The following is a 15,631-nucleotide window of genomic DNA, read 5'->3' as shown; positions in this document are numbered from 1 at the left end:
ACTCGTTCGAGTCACGCCGGGTCGGGGATCTCCAGGCACCGGCGGATGCTGGTCACGATGCTGCCCGCGGTGAAGTACTCCTCATCGGGAGTGGCCCGCGACCGCAGGTCACGGATCTGGTCGGCGAGGTCCTCCAGGGCCCGGCGGGCCGTGTCCACGACCTCGGTGTCGGCGGTGCGGACGTCCCCTTCCTCCACCAGGTCGGCGAGAGCCAGGAGCGCTCGACCGGCCTGAGGCCGCAGCTGCGGACCCAGCCCGACGACCTCGTTCTCCGCGCGCTCGTCCTCCTCCAGGACCTGGGCGAGATCCTCGACCAGGAAGGAGATCCGCTCGAGGTTCTCTGCCTGGTCCAGCTGGGTGGCCATCCGCTCTTCGTAGTGGACGCGCCGCCGATTTCCCCGAGAAGCCTCGCGGACGTGCTCTCTCTCGGTACGCATGTGGTGAACCGCCGGCTCGATCTGAGCCCGGCGCTCGGCCCACTCGACCTGCGTGGGCGGATTCCCTCCTCCCAGCGCGCCTGCCAGCTGGCGCAGCTGGACGACCACCGCGGTGCGTACGTCCTCGATCGCCCGCTCCGCGGCCGAGAGCGGGAGCTGCGGGAAGAGGGCGGTCATCACGACGCCGATCACCGCACCGATCAGAGTCAGCCCACCGTAGGCACTCACGAACGCCATGGGGTCCTCGGCGCCGATGATCAGCACGAACAGCGCGGCGGTGGGGACCCACGTGCCCGAGGCACCCAGCCACTGCCAGGCTGTCGCCAGCATCCCCAGCCCGATCACCGCGGCGACGGTCACCTCGATCGGAGCCTCCACCAGCCCGACCACCAGCGCGATCGCCGACCCCAGCCAGATGCTGACCACGCTCTGGACCGAGACCCGCACCGACCCCATCACCGTCGACGACATCGCCACCACGGCACCCAGCGGCGCGTAGTAGGGGAACTGGCCCGCCGGCCCCGGTATCACGAGCCCGACCCAGTAGGCGATCGCCCCCGCTATCGCTGCGGTGACGGCCAGACCCCAGGGGAGCTGACGAGCTCGCTCCCGCAGGCTAGACATTCGTGCTCTGCCGGACAGTGGCGTTCGCGGTGTTCTCATCGGGGCGGACGCGCCGGCCGACGGTGGTCATGCGTGTCACCTCTGGGGTGGATCGGGTACGGGACGGAGTCGGACGCGCTCACAGGCGGCTACGCCCTGCCCGTTGGGGTACCCGGCGACAGGGGTGACCATGCCGCGTCGGTGCGCGTCCCGTCTAGCTCGAGAACACATCGGGGGTCGCGGGGAGGTCGCGCACCCGGACTCCGGTCGCGTGGCTGGCGGCGTTGAGGATCGCCGCCGAGGTGCCGACGATCCCGATCTCGCCGATCCCTCGCGACCCCATCGGCGTGGCCAGCTCGTCGACGTCGTCGAGCCACTCGACCTGGAGGTCGCGTACGTCGGCGTGCGCGGCCACGTGATAGCTGGCGAGGTCCTGGGTGACGACGTGACCGAAGCGGGGGTCCTGGTAGGCGTCCTCGAACAACGCTGCCGACAGCCCCATGGTGAGTCCGCCGAGCAGCTGCGAGCGCGCCGTCATCGGGTTGATGACCCGGCCGACGGAGTAGACCCCGAGGAGCCGCGGCACCCGCACCTCGCCGGTCAGCCGGTGGACCCGGGCTTCGGCGAAGACGGCGCCGAAGGAGTGCAGGGCGTGGTCGGTGGAGGGATAGCCGTCGGTCGTGGTGGTGGTCTCCACCCCGGGATCGGGGTGCTCGCCGTGGTCGGCACGGAACTGCTGCGCCGTCTGAGCGATCGCCGTGCCCCACGAGCTGGTGCCGGAGGAGCCGCCCGCCACGGTCGCCATGGGGAGGTCGGTGTCGGCGAGAGCGAGGTCGATGGCCTCGGGGTCGACGCCCAGCGCGTCGGCGGCGATCTGGAGCAGCACGGTCCGGGATCCGGTGCCGAGGTCGACCGCGCCGATCGAGACCTCGTAGCGACCTCCGTCGAGGGCGATGATGCGCGCGGTGTTGCCGGGGGCGAAGCTGGCGGGGTACGTCGCGGAGGCGACTCCGGTGCCGACCCACCAGTCGCCATCGAGCGTGGCGCGAGGCTCGGCGGGACGGTCCTGCCAACCGAAGAGGTCGGCGCCACGGTGCAGGCACTCGACGAGCCGCCGGTTGTTGTAGGGGTTCCCGGTCTCGGGGTCGACCTCGGGCTCGTTGCGCTCACGCAGCTCGATGGGGTCGATGCCGGTGGCCTCGGCGAGATCGTCCATGGCCACCTCGAGGGCGAACATGCCCGGCATCTCGCCAGGCGCCCGCATCCACGACGGGACGGCGACGTCGAGAGCCGCGACCCGGTGGCTGGTGCGGAGACTCGAGGCGGCGTACATCATCCGCGCCGGGACGGCGGTCTGCTCGACGAACTCCTTCACCGCCGAGGACTGTCCCACCGCGGCGTGCTCGAGCGCGGTGATGCGACCGTCGGGCTCGGCACCGATCCGGAGGTGGGAGACGGTCCGGGTGCGGTAGCCGGTGAGGCCGAACATCTGCTGCCGGGTCACGGCCAGCTTCACCGGCCGGCCGTCCGCCCAACGGGCCGCCAGCGCGACGGCCATCTCGGGCCCGTGGGGCAGTCCCTTGCTGCCGAAGCCGCCACCGATGTAGGGCGCCTGGACCCGCACCCGGTCCTGCGAGATCCCGAGCATCGGGGCGAGGGTCGATGCGACACCGTGGACCGCCTGCGTGGAGTCCCACAGCGTGAGCGACCCGTCGCGCCACAGGGCGGTCGCGGCATGAGGCTCCATCGGGTTGTTGAACTCCAGCGGTGTGGAGTACGTCTGCTCCAGCTGCACCGGCGCCGCCGCCCACGCGGCGTCGAAGTCTCCTTGGTCGGTCGCGGCCTCGAAGCCGCCGTTCGCCTCCTCGGGCGCGTACGTCTCGGCGCCGTCGAGCGACACGCTCGCGTCCGCCGCCTCCTGGTGCACCCGAACGAGCCGCGCCCCCTCGCGTGCGGCCTCGGAGGTCTCGGCCAGCACCACGGCGACGATCTGGCCACGGAAGCCGATCCGGTCGTCCTGCAGCACGGCCAGCTCCCGGTCCTCGGTGTCGGCCAGTCGGGGAGCGTTGGTGTGATCGAGGACGGTGACGACGTGCGGATGTGCCAGCGCCTCGGCGGCGTCGACCCGCAGGACGCGTCCGCTCGCGGTCGTCGAGGTCACCAGCCAGGCGTGCAGCGGTGCCTCGTCGAGGTCGGCATCGTGCTCGACGGCGTAGGTGGCTCGGCCGGTCACCTTCTCGCGGCCGTCGACCCGGTCCAGGGCGGTGCCCATCGAGCGCGCTTCGAACGGTCGGGCGGTCATCGCGAAACCTCCGTAGGGGCCAGACGGGACAGGGCAGCGGTGGTGACGCCACGCAGCAGCGCTCGCTTGTAGTCGTTGTCGGGGCCGGTGACGGCGTCGCGAAGCTCCTCGTCGACCGCGGAGGCGATCGCGCTCTCCTCGAGCGGCTGCCCGCGGAGCGCCTCCTCGGCACGGCTCGCCCGCCACGGCTTGTGGGCGACTCCGCCCCAGGCCAGCGCCACGTCGGCGACCACGCCGTCCTCGATCGAGAGGGCGGCGGCCGCCGAGACCAGCGCGAAGGCGTACGATGCCCGGTCGCGAGCCTTGTAGTAGGTCGACCGCTTCGCCAGCGTCGTCACCGGCAGCTCGACGTGGGTGATCAGCTCGCCGTGAGCCAGGGTGGTCTCGACCTCGGGATGGTGTCCGGGCAGGGTGTGCAGATCCGCGACCGGGATCCGGCGCTCGCCGTCGGGCCCGAGCACGACGACCGTGGCGTTCAGGGCCACGAGCGCGACCGCCATGTCGGAGGGGTGGGTGGCGACGCAGGCCTCGCTGGTGCCGAGCAGCGCGTTATGACGTCCGTAGCCCTCGATCGCCGAGCAGCCGCTGCCGGGTTCGCGCTTGTTGCACGGTGTGGTGATGTCCTGGAAGTAGACGCACCGGGTGCGCTGCAGGAGGTTGCCGCCGGTCGTGGCCTGGTTGCGCAGCTGCCCCGAGGCGCCGGCGAGGAGCGCCCTGCTCAGGCCGGGCCACCCGCTGCGCACCAGCGGGTGCGCGGCCAGGTCGCTGTTGCGCACGTTGGTGCCGATCCGCAGACCGTCGTCGGTCTGCTCCACGGCGTCGAACGGCAGCCGGCTGATGTCGACCAGCACCTTCGGCGTGCTGACGCCGAGCTTGAGATGGTCGACCAGGTTGGTGCCGCCTCCCAGGAAGCGGGCCTGCTCGTCGCCGGTCACCTTCGCGACGGCCTCCTCAGCGGTGGCCGGGACCTCGTACGTCAGCTCTCTCATCGGGCAGCCGCCTCTCGTACGGCGTCGAGGATGCCGACGTAGGCCCCGCACCGGCACAGGTTGCCGCTCATCCGCTCGCGGATCTCGTCGTCGTCCAGGTCGATGTCGGCCTCGAGATCATCGGTCACGTGGCTGGGCTGCCCACGCTTGGCCTCGTCGATCACGCCGACCGCGCTGCACACCTGGCCCGGGGTGCAGTAGCCGCACTGGTAGCCGTCGTGGGCGAGGAACGCCTGCTGCACAGGATGCAGCTCGCCGTCATCGCCTTCCCCAGCCAGTCCGGATGCGGTCACGATCTCGGCTCCGTCGTAGGCCACGGCGAGCGCGAGACAGGTCAGATGTCGGCGACCGTCGAGGAGGACCGTGCACGACCCACACTGTCCGTGATCACACCCCTTCTTGGGAGAGGTGTTGCCGACGCGCTCGCGCAACGCGTCGAGCAGTGTGGTGCGGGTGTCGACCGAGACCTCCTGGTCGACCCCGTCGATGCGCAGCGAAACGGTGTGCTCCATGTGCCCTCCTGGGCTGGGCGTACGGCTCGTGCTTGAACAGTGCCCGCGCGCGCCGAAGTCATGCGCGAGATGGCATGACGGGCACGCCCTCGGGTACCGCGAGGGCATCAGCGAACCGGAAGGATGTGGATGGCGATGCCGAAACGCAAGCCGGGCCCGAGCGTGAAGGATCCCGAGGTCTACGAGAAGATCCGCGACGAGGGCGGGAGCAAGGAGAAGGCCGCCCGGATCGCGAACGCGGCCTCCAACAGCTCGCGCTCGAAGACGGGTAGCAAGGGCGGTTCGTCCGGGTCGTACGACGACTGGACGCTCGAGGACCTGCGCTCCCGCGCGAAGGAGATCGGCATCGACGGCCGGTCGAAGATGAACAAGAGCGAGCTGATCAAGGCGCTGCGGAACCACTGACCGGCTCGAGAGGCCCTGCCGGGGGTGAGCTGCGAAGCAGTCCGATCGGTGGTCAGGCGCATTGCATAAACCGTTGGGGTACGGACTATTGTCTCCTCTCCAGCGGAGGAGTGGCGCGTGCAGTACTACCGAGACGGTTTCTACCCCGGCGACCCGGCGGTCGCCCCGGCTGCCCCGGAAGCGACGAGCGTCGTAGACGCGCCATTTCCCGACGAGGTCGACGTTCTCATCGTCGGTAGCGGACCGGCGGGCAACGTTCTCGCCGCGCAGCTCGCCCGGTTTCCGAGCATCACCACACGACTGGTGGAGCGCCGCACGGGCCCCATGGAGATGGGGCAGGCCGACGGCGTCGCGTGCCGCACCATGGAGATGTTCCAGGCGTTCGGGTTCGCCCATGCGCTGCAGGAAGAGGCCTACTGGGTCAACGAGACCACGTTCTGGCGGCCCGACCCCGAGCGGCGCGACCACATCATGCGCACCAGCCGGGTCCAAGACGTCGAGGACGGCCTCAGTGAGATGCCGCACCTGATCATGAACCAGGCCCGCATCCACGAACACCTGCTCGACGCGGCTCGCAACGCCCCGGCGCGCCTCGTGCCCGACTACGGGCTGGAGTTCGTGGGCCTCGAGGTCGCCGACGAGGGTGAGCACCCGGTGACCGTCACCCTGCGCAGGGTCGGTCCCGAGGGCGCGGCCGGCGTCGGTGAGGAGGTCACGGTGCGCGCCAAGTTCGTCGTCGGAGCCGACGGTGCGCGCAGCGAGGTGCGCGCCGCGATCGGCCGAACCTCATCCGGTGAACGTGCCAACCACGCCTGGGGTGTGCTCGACGTCCTTGCCACCACCGACTTTCCCGACATCCGGTTCAAGGCGGCTATCCAGTCCGCAGAGCACGGCAGCCTCCTGCTGATCCCGCGCGAGGGCGGCTACCTGGTCCGGCTCTATGTCGACCTCGGCACGGTGACCGCCGAGAACCGTGCGACGATTCGCAGCCTCGGAGCGGAGGAGGTCGCCGCGATGGCGAACCGGATCCTCCACCCCTACATCCTGGATGTGAAGGAGACCGTCTGGTTCTCCGTCTACGAGGTGGCGCAGCGCATCGCCGACGGCTTCGACGATGCCGTCGGGCGTGATCTCGGACGCGGGCCGCGGGTCTTCATCGCAGGCGATGCCTGCCACACCCACAGCGCCAAGGCCGGTCAGGGGATGAACGTCTCGATGCAGGACGCGTTCAACCTCGGGTGGAAGCTCGCCGCCGTTCTCGAGGGTCGCAGCCACCCGAGTCTGCTGGAGACGTACGACGCCGAGCGCCGACCTGTCGCGCGAGAGCTGATCGACTTCGACAAGGAGTGGTCGGCGCTGCTCGCAGCGCCACCTCGCGATCCTGAGCACCCGGAGCGCGGTGGGGTCGACCCGGCCGAGGTCAGTGAGTACTTCGTCCGCCAGGGCCGCTACACCGCCGGTGTGGCGACCCGCTACCGATCCTCGCGACTCACCGGCACCGACGAGCACCAGTCGCTGGCCGCGGGACTGACCGTCGGCATGCGATTCCACTCCGTGCCGGTCGTCCGTGTCGGCGACGGCAAGCGGACCCAGCTCGGGCACTCGGCGGTCGCCGATGGCCGCTGGAGGTTGTACGCCTTCGCCGATGCCTCCGAGGACCGGTTCCGTGCGCTCGGTGACTGGCTCGGTTCGGCTGAGGGCTCAGCTCTGGTGCGCTACGGCGTCGGCCGCGACCTGGAGGGGTTCGTCGACGTACGCGGCATCGTGCAGCGGCCCCACTCCCAGGTCGACCTCCTCGTCATGCCGGAGGTCCTGCGACCCCGGACGGGCCGTCTCGGGCTGGTCGACTACGAGAAGGTGTACGCCGCGGACCCGGGCGAGGACGTGTTCGACCTGCGCCGGATCGACCGGGAGGAAGGCGCGCTGGTCGTCGTGCGGCCCGACCAGTATGTCGCGTCGGTGCTTCCGCTGAACGCGTACGAACGCCTCACCGATCTCTTCGACGGCGTGTTCATCCGCCCGGAGCTGCCGGCGTGAGCGGACCTGAGGCTCCCGAGCCGTTGCGCTACACCGGGCATCTCCTGCGGCGCGCGCAACAGGTGCACTTGGCGGTGTGGCAACAAGAGGTGTCCACCGAGGTGACCAGCGTGCAGTTCGCCGCGCTGGCTGTGCTCGACGGGATGCCCGGCGCAAGCCAGGCCGAGCTGGGAGCCGACCTCTTCCTGGACCGTTCCACCATCGCCGACGTCGTCTCGCGCATGGTGCGCCGTGGTCTCATCGCCCGCACGCAGGACACCGTCGACAGGCGCCGCAAGACACTGACCCTGACGGCGGATGGCCGCGCCGCCCTGGAGACTCTGCGCCCGCGGGTCGAAGCCATCGAGCCCCTGCTCACCGGCGGACTGACCACTGTGGAGCGGGCCGACCTGCGGAGGTTGCTCGACAAGATGTTGGCAGGTGCGGGAGAGCAGGGTCTGCTGCGGTGACTCGACCTTCGGCCGGCGCGGATGCGGCGGATCCTGCGCCGCGCAGGCGCGCCGATCCTTCCCACAGCGGCTCCCACACACCGGTCGACGGCTGGTGGAGCGGGGCCAGGATGTGGATGCTGAGTTGGCCCTTCATCATGCTGCGACCAGGGTCGGCCACTGCCGAAACCCCGCGACGTAGGTTGGGATCAGGCCCTCGGCGTACGCGATCTCCATCGCTTGCTGGATCAGGAGCACGTTCTTGAAGCTCCTGCTGCGGAACCTGTTGGCGAGCTCCGTCGCCCGGCGCCAGTCGTCGCCGGTGATCAGCGCGTCGACGGCGTGAGTCGGGCGCTCGTGGAGCGCGGCGAGTTTGGCGTCACGGTCCGTACGGCTTTGCCGTGGTCCTCATGGACCACAGGTGCGCGACGGCTGCCGTCTCGTTGGTGGACTCAGTCGGCTGGTGCACGTCGATCACGTACGCGCTGTGGTCAGACAAATCCGAGAGACCGTTCCTGGCGAGGATCGCGGTGACGTCGGTGACGGTCCATGCGCGAGGGATGGCGATGTGGTCGATGCTGGATACACCGTCAAGGCGATGGGGAGCGTCGGCTGTCGGGACCTGAAGCTGGAGATTGGTGGTGGCGCGCAGGAGCTCTTGTTTGCCATCGCGGCTGCCGGTGTAGATGGGGCCGTGGAGCTCCTGGTTCCAGTCGCCGCCCCACACGTCCGGAATGGCGATCTCGATGTCTGTCACGGCCGAGATCGTCTTCTCGGCCGTCGTCGCGCCGTGCCAAACCGGGCTGTCCCCGCACGACCTCCACGGGAGAATCGAGGACGCGAAGTGGATGCCCTCGATCACCGCGAGGGCCGTGGCCGGATGCGGATCGGGCTCGGGATGCATCAGTCGGGCGGTTGCGACTGCTGCCCAGGCCCGTCGTTCCGCCATCTGTCTCGCGGTGCGATGCATACCCATGCCGGGGATTTGTACGGCGTCGAGGACCTCGGTGAGGAGGAGTACGTCGCAGTTCATCGCCTCGATGAACGCAAGGTGCGCGCCGCTCCAGCGACCTGCCAAGTTCCATCTCCGCGCGGCTCCCGGTTCCCTTGGGGAAGAAGTGCGTGCATGACTCAGTATGCCGGCGACAGCCACGCCGTGGTCGGTCACGGGCATCGATCGGTATGTAGCACTGCTCGGGGTTTGTGAATGAAGTGTTGGGGCTGTTGTTCATTCTTCTCCGGTGCTCGGGTGATCATGCGCACCCAGCGCGGTTCCGGTCGCTGGCTCGTGCACCGCGTTCAGTAAACCGCGAAGAAGTGTCGAAGATCTCGACTTCGCCCGCGTGCAGCTGATGCTGCACGACGAAGGAGCGGTCCTCGATCCGCTAGGCGAAGGTCGTCGAGACGCCGCCGCGAGTACGGCTTTCTGCGCTCCGCAAGCAGTTCGCAGCGACACCACGGCGGACCCGGCGGCGATACGCCTCAGGAGACAACCAGAGAGGGCCTCGGCCGTCGGTGCCCCCATCGTTCCTCATAGGGTTCGATGACTTCTCGTGAAATGCGAGAAACCCCAGGTCTCCCTGGGGTTTCTCTCTGTGCGCGAGGGGGGACTTGAACCCCCACCCACTAATACGTGGACTAGCACCTCAAGCTAGCGCGTCTGCCTATTCCGCCACCCGCGCGCAACAAGAAGAACATTATCAGGAGGGCGCTGTGGTGCCGAATCGGGGTGAGGGTGTCGCGTGGAGGAGGTCTCGACAAGCTCGACCACCGGTGGGGAGGTGTCGCTCGTGGGTGGTCTCGACAGGCTCGACCAGCGGTGGGGTGGTGTGGCTCGGGGGTGGTCTCGACGGGCTCGACGACCGGGGCGGTCAGGCGGGGAGGAGGGCGCGGGAGGGGTGGTTGCTGGTGACCATCCAGACCCGGCTGTCGTTGATGAGGCGGCGCAGGCGGCCGGGGTTGTCGACGGTCCAGACGAGGACCTTGAGGTCGCGGCGGTGGGCCCAGCGCAGCAGCCAGACGTCGGCGAGGCGCTGCTCGACGACGACCAGGTTGGAGCGGCAGCGGCGGATGCGGCCGCCGGGGAAGAACTCCGAGAGCTTGAGGCGGAGGAGCTTGAGGGGGTGGTGGCGCAGGTCGACACCGCCGAGGGAGAGGCCGACGAGGGTCGAGGGGGAGCGGCGGTCGGCCCAGTCGCGCAGGGCGCGTACCGACTCGTCGACCATCGTGGTCAGGATGAAGCTCTTCTCCATCACCTCCAGCGCGATCTCGGCGGCGTCGATCTCCCACGCCATCCCGAGGTGGCCACTGGGGGAGGCGAACTTCAGGTCGATGTGTGCGTGCTTGCCGTGAGCGGCGAGCAGCTCGAGCGCCTCCCGGTAGCGCACCAGGCGGAACGGTGCGAGGCGCGAGAGCGCGGCGTACGTCCTGTTCTCGATCTTGAGCCGGCGGCCGAAGCGGTCGCGGATGTGGCCGTCGTGGTGCAGGACGAGCTCGCCGTCGCGGGTGCGGTGCACGTCGAACTCGACGTACTCCACCTCCATCCGGACGGCCTCCAGGAGCGACTCCCAGGAGTTGTCACGGTTCCCCGACTGGCGCGCGGCGGCGCGGTGAGCGGAGAGGAGGGCGCGCGTCTGCATTCCTCCATGGAAACCCACGCAACCGAACACACTGAAATCCTTTGCCCTCCTATCGGTGGACGTCAGGCGGCCGTTCGTCGCAACCGGTCGATACGGTGGCGGTATGACCAGTGCCGAGACCGAGGTCGTCGACCTCTGCCGTGACCTGATCCGCATCGACACCAGCAACTACGGCAACGACCCGGGGCCGGGGGAGCGGAAGGCGGCGGAGTACGTCGCCGCGCAGCTCGACGAGGTCGGGATCTCCTCGGAGATCTACGAGTCCGAGCACGGGCGGGCCTCGGTGGTCGCGCAGTGGGGCGGGGCCTCGACAGGCTCGGCCGCCGGTCGGCAGGACGGGCTGCTGCTCCACGGTCACCTCGACGTCGTCCCGGCCGCAGCCGAGGACTGGAAGGTCGACCCGTTCTCGGGGGAGATCGAGGACGGGTACGTGTGGGGGCGCGGCGCCGTCGACATGAAGGACTTCGACGCGATGCTGCTCGCGGTCGTCCGGGAGCGACAGCGCACCGGCCGGATCCCGGAGCGGCCGATCACGCTCGCCTTCACCGCCGACGAGGAGGCCGGCGGGATGAAGGGCGCCCACGTGCTCGTGGAGGACCACCCCGACCTGCTCGCGCACTGCACCGAGGCGGTCGGTGAGGTCGGTGGCTTCTCGACCACGGTGAAGGGGCGGAGGCTCTACCTGATCGAGGCGGCCGAGAAGGGCATGGCCTGGATGAAGCTGACGGCGCGTGGCACCGCGGGCCACGGCTCGATGATCAACCGGGACAACCCGATCACCCGGCTCTCGGGCGCGATCGCCCGGATCGGCGCCCACGAGTGGCCGGTGCAGCTGACCCCGACGATGCAGACGCTGCTCGCCGCGGTCGGCGAGATCGCGGGGGAGGAGCCAACGCCGGAGAACGCCGAACGGCTCGTCGAGGAGTTCGGCCCGGCCGCCCGGATGATCGGCGCCACCCTGCGCAACGTCACCAACCCGACCATGACCAGTGCGGGATACAAGGTCAACGTCATCCCGACCGAGGCCACCGCCCACGTCGACGGCCGCTTCCTGCCCGGCTTCGAGGACGACTTCTTCGAGACCCTGCAGAAGCTGTGCGGCGAGGGCATCGACATCGAGTTCGACCAGAACCAGCGGCCGTGGGAGACCCCCTATGACGGCGCGCTGGTCTCGGCGATGGAGCAGTCGCTGATCGCAGAGGACCCCGACGCTCTCGTCGCCCCCTATCTGATGAGCGCCGGCACCGACGCCAAGCACTTCAAGCGGCTCGGGATGAGGACGTACGGCTTCGCGCCCCTGCGGCTGCCCGAGGAGCTCGACTTCACCGCGCTCTTCCACGGTGTCGACGAGCGGGTGCCGGTCGACGCGCTCCAGTTCGGTGCGCGGGTCATGGACCGCTTCCTCGACGCGGTCTGACCGCGGCGCATCTCCCCACGGCGGCGGAGATCTCCCCTTCAGACAGTGTTGCCCCACGCTCCGGAGCGTGGGGCAACGCCGTCACAGTGGGGAACGGCTCAGTGAGCCAGCAGCCCGGTGAGCGTCTCCTTGCTCAGCGCAGCCACCTCCGCGTGGCCGGTGCGCTCGGCCCAAGCGGCGACCGAGACCGCGTCGCGGACCTGGAGACGGTGCCAGGCCTCGGGCTCGCGCGGGTCGGAGCCGTAGCCCTCGAGGAACGCCTTCTCGAAGGTGTCGTTGCGGGTGAAGTCCTGTGCAGAGAGCCGGGAGAGGTCGTAGAGCGCGGGCCGGAAAGCGAACCGGCCGGAGTCGATCACGCGCAGCGTGCCGCCGTCGACCACCCAGCTGGTCGGCTGCCAGTCGCCGTGCGAGGGGACGAGCACGGTCGTCGGGGTCGGCCACGAGGTGATCTCGCCACGGAGCCGCTCGGCGAAGTCGGCGTCGAGACCGGCCCGGTCGAGCGAGGCGAGGGCGCGCTCGTTGAGCTCGGGCTCGTACTCCTCGTCCTCCACGCTCGCCTGGGCGTGGAACGTCGCCAGCAGCTCGCCCGCCTGCTGGTAGATCTCCGGGTCGTGGGCGGCGGGCGAGGTGCTCGCCGGCTCACCGTCGAGGTGGGTCATCACGATGATCCGGGCGTCGAGGTCGGCCTCGACGAGACGCGGCGCGCGCCCGGCCTCGGTCCACGGGCCGAGCCAGCTGCGGAACGCCGCGACCTCGCGGTCGAGGTGGCGTACGCCCTCGGTGGTGGTCTTCATCAGGAAGCGGTCCTCGCCGGAGGCGAGCACGAGAGCGGTGGTGCCGGCGCGATGCAGATGACTGCGGTCGGTGACCAGCTCGGCTCCGGGGAGCCACTGGTCGAGGAGGTCGCGCTGGGTGGGGGTCAGGGTGTCGAGTGCCGAGGTCACGGGCGGATCCTGACAGTGCGAAGGGCGCCCACGACAGCGTGTCGCGGCCTGATGTCCGTGTTGTTGGCGGGTTGTTGGCCCCGCTTGGTCAGAGCGGGAGGATCACCTCGGCGTTGAAGGTCTCCACCACCGGCTCGCCGGCGAGGTTGGGGCCGATCGAGGTGAGGGTGGCGGTGCCGACGGGGCCGATGCGCATCCAGGTGGCGGGCGGGGCGTTGAGGACCTGGCGTACGAACCAGGCGGCGACGAAGGCGTGGGTGACCAGGACGATCTCGGCGTCGTGGTGCTCGAACCAGAGCTTGTGCCAGGTGTCGGTGAGCATGGTGCCGTCGGGGTCGCGCTCGGCGTCGGGTACGCCCTCGAACCACTCCCAGCGGTGGGTCGGGTAGTCGCCGCGGCGTTCCGGGGAGGGCACCGGGGTGCGGTCGGCGAGGAGGTCGGTCGCCTCGGACCCGGCGCCGAGGACCTCGGTCAGGATCACGGCGGTCTCGGAGGTACGCCGGCTCGGACCGTGGAGCACGCGGCTGACCGGACGGAAGGCGAGCCGGTTGGCCAGGGCGTGGACCTGGCGGCGGCCGTGCTCGGAGAGTCCCGGATCGGCTTCCTCATGACCGGCGGCCTCGCCGTGGCGTACGAGATGGATCACTCACATGACCCTAGTTCTCTCGGGCTCGGACGCCGCCGAGGACGCTCCGGGAGGCCGTCAGAGGTTGAGGAGGGTGAGTCGCTGGCGGATGATCTTGCGCCGAAGCGTCACCCGGCGGGTGCCGTCGGCGGTGATGCGTACCCGGTCGAGCTCCCAACCGCCGTGCTCGGCGCGTTCGACGAGAAGCTTGGTGACGATGTTGCGGGAGAACTCACGCGAGAAGGTCACCTTGTCGTACTCCCACATCACTCCCGGGCGGGGCGGACGGCGTTCGGCTCGGGCCAAGGCAGCACTCCTTCTGCTGGACTACTCGGGAGAACCAGTGTGCCCGATCAGATGTTCCCTCGGGTGGGGTCTCGACAAGCTCGACCACCGGGGCGGTTGATGTTCTGCGATGGGTGGTCTCGACATGCTCGACACCGGCGGGTCAGACGGCGGAGACGTCGTCGAGGGCGAGGGCGATCTCGGAGGGGAGGGTGAGGTCGGCGACCTGGAGCGCCTCTTTGAGCTGGGCGGCGGTGCGGGCGCCGAGGACGGGGGCGGTGATCCCCGGGCGGTCGCGGACCCAGGCCAGCGAGACCTGCAGCGGCGACCACTCCAAACCCTCGGCGGCGCGGGCGACGGCGGTGACGATCCCGCGGGAGCGCTCGTCGTCGTAGACGTCGACGCGGGCGGAGGAGCCGGGGTCGGCGCCGCGGGAGTTGGCGGGGGTGCCGGTGCGGTACTTGCCGGTGAGCACGCCGCCGGCCAGCGGGGACCAGGCCAGCACGCCGAGCCCCATCGCGCCGGCGGCAGGGAGCACCTCGTACTCGATGTCGCGGGCCAGCAGGGAGTACTCGACCTGTGTCGAGGCCAGCGTCGCGCGCCCCGGGACGGCCCGCTGCCAGGTCGCGGCCTGGGCGGTCTGCCATCCGGTGTAGTTGGAGACCCCGACGTACGCGGCCCGGCCGCTGCTCAGCGCCATGTCGAGCGCCGAGAGGGTCTCCTCGAGCGGCACCTCGGGGGACCAGACGTGCACCTGCCACAGGTCGACGTGGTCGACCCCGAGCCGCTTCAGCGAGGCGTCCAGCCCGCGGAGCAGGGCGCCGCGGGAGGTGTCGATGCCGCGGTCGCCGGCTCGCCAGGTGATCCCGGCCTTGGTCGCCACGACGACGTCGTCGCGGGCGACGACTCCCTCGGCGAGCAGCGATCCGAGCAGTCTCTCCGAGGCGCCACCGCCATAGGCGGCCGCGGTGTCGACGAGCGTGCCGCCGGCCTCGGCGAAGCCGGCGAGCTGCTCACGGGCCTCGTGCTCGTCGGTCACGCTGCCCCAGGTCATGGTGCCCAGGGCGAGAGACGAGACTCGCAGCCCAGTGGCTCCGAGGAGTCGGCTCTGCATGCGTCCAATGTATCGGGGCCCTTTGGGCGGTCCTCGACTGACACGCTTAGAGTTTCCGCCCGTGGATTATCTGCAGGCGATCGCACTGGGCATCCTTCAGGCTCTCACCGAGTTCCTGCCCATCTCATCGAGTGCGCACCTGCGCATCTTCCCCGAGCTGCTCGGCTGGGGCGATCCGGGCGCGGCCTTCACCGCGGTGATCCAGATCGGCACCGAGCTGGCGGTGCTCGCCTACATGGGCCGTCACATCTGGAGCATCATCTCGACCTGGGTGCGCAGCCTGTTCAACCCCGAGCTGCGGGGCCACACCGACGCCCGGATGGGCTGGTTCATCATCGTCGGGTCGATCCCGATCGTGGTGATGGGACTGCTGCTGCAGGACATCATCGAGCACGACCTCCGCAGCCTGTACGTCGTGGGCACCATGCTCGTGGTGATGGGCATCGTGCTCGGCGTCGCCGACCGGATCGGGGAGAACCGCAAGCGGTTCGACGACCTCTCCTGGCGCGACGCGATCCTGATGGGCTGCGCCCAGGCCTGCGCGCTGATCCCCGGCGTCTCCCGCTCGGGCGCGACGATCTCGATGGGCCGCGCCCTGGGCTACGAGCGCGCCACGGCGACCGAGTACGCCTTCCTGCTCGCCCTCCCGGCCGTCTTCGGAGCCGGTCTCTTCGAGATGAAGGACATCGCCCACGAGGACAACCTCTACGGCTGGGGCCCCACGATCGTGGCCACGATCGTCTCGTTCGTGCTCGGCTACGCGGTGATCGCGTGGCTGCTGAAGTACCTCTCGCGCAACACCTACACCCCGTTCGTGATCTACCGGGTCGTCCTCGGTCTGGCGGTCCTGGTGCTCCTCGGCGTGGGAGTGCTCACCGAGTGGTGATCGTGACA

The 15,631-nt window shown here is 69.9% G+C and carries 15 protein-coding genes and 1 tRNA gene; 5 read left to right on the top strand and 11 right to left on the bottom strand.

Going from position 1 to position 15,631, the window contains the following annotated elements:
- Positions 1 to 11: 11 nt before the first annotated feature.
- The 4 genes from IEY81_RS09780 to IEY81_RS09765 all read right to left on the bottom strand — a co-directional run bounded on the left by IEY81_RS09780 (position 12) and on the right by IEY81_RS09765 (position 4,843).
- On the bottom strand, positions 12 to 1,061 hold the full coding sequence (locus IEY81_RS09780; RefSeq protein WP_189118286.1) for an FUSC family protein: 1,050 nt from the start codon (positions 1,059 to 1,061) through the stop codon (positions 12 to 14).
- Positions 1,062 to 1,254: 193 nt separating this feature from the next.
- Complete coding sequence (locus IEY81_RS09775; RefSeq protein ID WP_189118285.1) at positions 1,255 to 3,342, bottom strand: xanthine dehydrogenase family protein molybdopterin-binding subunit; 2,088 nt, start codon at positions 3,340 to 3,342, stop codon at positions 1,255 to 1,257.
- A complete protein-coding gene (locus IEY81_RS09770; RefSeq protein ID WP_189118284.1) occupies positions 3,339 to 4,331 on the bottom strand; it encodes an FAD binding domain-containing protein in 993 nt (330 codons plus the stop codon). Before IEY81_RS09770 ends, IEY81_RS09775 begins: the two co-directional genes overlap by 4 nt.
- Positions 4,328 to 4,843 carry a 2Fe-2S iron-sulfur cluster-binding protein gene (locus IEY81_RS09765; protein ID WP_189118283.1) on the bottom strand — a complete coding sequence of 172 codons (516 nt, stop codon included), beginning with the start codon at positions 4,841 to 4,843 and terminating at the stop codon, positions 4,328 to 4,330. The genes IEY81_RS09770 and IEY81_RS09765 overlap by 4 nt, the downstream gene beginning before the upstream one ends.
- A gap of 129 nt (positions 4,844 to 4,972) precedes the next feature.
- Here IEY81_RS09765 and IEY81_RS09760 point away from each other — a divergent pair, with 129 nt between their 5' ends.
- From IEY81_RS09760 to IEY81_RS09750, 3 genes are all read left to right on the top strand, one after another.
- Positions 4,973 to 5,248: a DUF7218 family protein gene (locus tag IEY81_RS09760; RefSeq protein WP_229787625.1), complete on the top strand. Its 276-nt coding sequence runs from the start codon at positions 4,973 to 4,975 to the stop codon at positions 5,246 to 5,248.
- 117 nt (positions 5,249 to 5,365) lie between these two features.
- Positions 5,366 to 7,285, top strand: coding sequence for an FAD-dependent monooxygenase (locus IEY81_RS09755; RefSeq protein ID WP_189118282.1), 1,920 nt, complete (start codon positions 5,366 to 5,368; stop codon positions 7,283 to 7,285).
- On the top strand, positions 7,282 to 7,734 hold the full coding sequence (locus IEY81_RS09750; RefSeq protein WP_189118281.1) for a MarR family winged helix-turn-helix transcriptional regulator: 453 nt from the start codon (positions 7,282 to 7,284) through the stop codon (positions 7,732 to 7,734). The genes IEY81_RS09755 and IEY81_RS09750 overlap by 4 nt, the downstream gene beginning before the upstream one ends.
- A 358-nt stretch (positions 7,735 to 8,092) precedes the next feature.
- Here IEY81_RS09750 and IEY81_RS09745 read toward each other — a convergent pair whose 3' ends face one another.
- The 3 genes from IEY81_RS09745 to IEY81_RS09735 form a co-directional block, all read right to left on the bottom strand.
- Positions 8,093 to 8,791, bottom strand: coding sequence for a hypothetical protein (locus IEY81_RS09745; RefSeq protein ID WP_189118280.1), 699 nt, complete (start codon positions 8,789 to 8,791; stop codon positions 8,093 to 8,095).
- A 518-nt stretch (positions 8,792 to 9,309) separates the two neighbouring features.
- Positions 9,310 to 9,395: transfer RNA gene (locus IEY81_RS09740), tRNA-Leu, on the bottom strand.
- 189 nt (positions 9,396 to 9,584) lie between these two features.
- Entirely contained in the window at positions 9,585 to 10,352 is a 768-nt protein-coding gene (locus tag IEY81_RS09735; RefSeq protein WP_189118279.1) for a glycerophosphodiester phosphodiesterase, read from the bottom strand.
- 103 nt (positions 10,353 to 10,455) lie between these two features.
- Between IEY81_RS09735 and IEY81_RS09730 the strand changes: the two genes are divergently transcribed.
- Positions 10,456 to 11,769 carry a M20/M25/M40 family metallo-hydrolase gene (locus tag IEY81_RS09730; RefSeq protein WP_189118278.1) on the top strand — a complete coding sequence of 438 codons (1,314 nt, stop codon included), beginning with the start codon at positions 10,456 to 10,458 and terminating at the stop codon, positions 11,767 to 11,769.
- Between the two features lie 98 nt (positions 11,770 to 11,867).
- Here the strand turns inward: IEY81_RS09730 and IEY81_RS09725 are convergent, their stop codons facing one another.
- The 4 genes from IEY81_RS09725 to IEY81_RS09710 form a co-directional block, all read right to left on the bottom strand.
- Complete coding sequence (locus IEY81_RS09725) at positions 11,868 to 12,713, bottom strand: phosphotransferase family protein (protein WP_189118277.1); 846 nt, start codon at positions 12,711 to 12,713, stop codon at positions 11,868 to 11,870.
- Between the two features lie 88 nt (positions 12,714 to 12,801).
- Positions 12,802 to 13,359: a histidine phosphatase family protein gene (locus IEY81_RS09720; RefSeq protein ID WP_189118276.1), complete on the bottom strand. Its 558-nt coding sequence runs from the start codon at positions 13,357 to 13,359 to the stop codon at positions 12,802 to 12,804.
- A gap of 57 nt (positions 13,360 to 13,416) precedes the next feature.
- Positions 13,417 to 13,605 carry a DUF5703 family protein gene (locus tag IEY81_RS09715; RefSeq protein ID WP_189118398.1) on the bottom strand — a complete coding sequence of 63 codons (189 nt, stop codon included), beginning with the start codon at positions 13,603 to 13,605 and terminating at the stop codon, positions 13,417 to 13,419.
- 181 nt (positions 13,606 to 13,786) lie between these two features.
- A complete protein-coding gene (locus IEY81_RS09710; protein ID WP_189118275.1) occupies positions 13,787 to 14,737 on the bottom strand; it encodes an aldo/keto reductase in 951 nt (316 codons plus the stop codon).
- Between the two features lie 61 nt (positions 14,738 to 14,798).
- Between IEY81_RS09710 and IEY81_RS09705 the strand changes: the two genes are divergently transcribed.
- Positions 14,799 to 15,623 carry an undecaprenyl-diphosphate phosphatase gene (locus tag IEY81_RS09705; protein ID WP_189118274.1) on the top strand — a complete coding sequence of 275 codons (825 nt, stop codon included), beginning with the start codon at positions 14,799 to 14,801 and terminating at the stop codon, positions 15,621 to 15,623.
- The last annotated feature ends 8 nt before the right edge of the window (positions 15,624 to 15,631 follow it).

This window comes from Nocardioides luteus (assembly GCF_014648595.1).
GTDB classification, from domain to species: Bacteria; Actinomycetota; Actinomycetes; order Propionibacteriales; family Nocardioidaceae; genus Nocardioides; species Nocardioides luteus.
The sequence above is the reverse complement of the archived record's forward strand: the minus strand, read 5'-3'. Positions and strand labels throughout refer to the sequence as shown.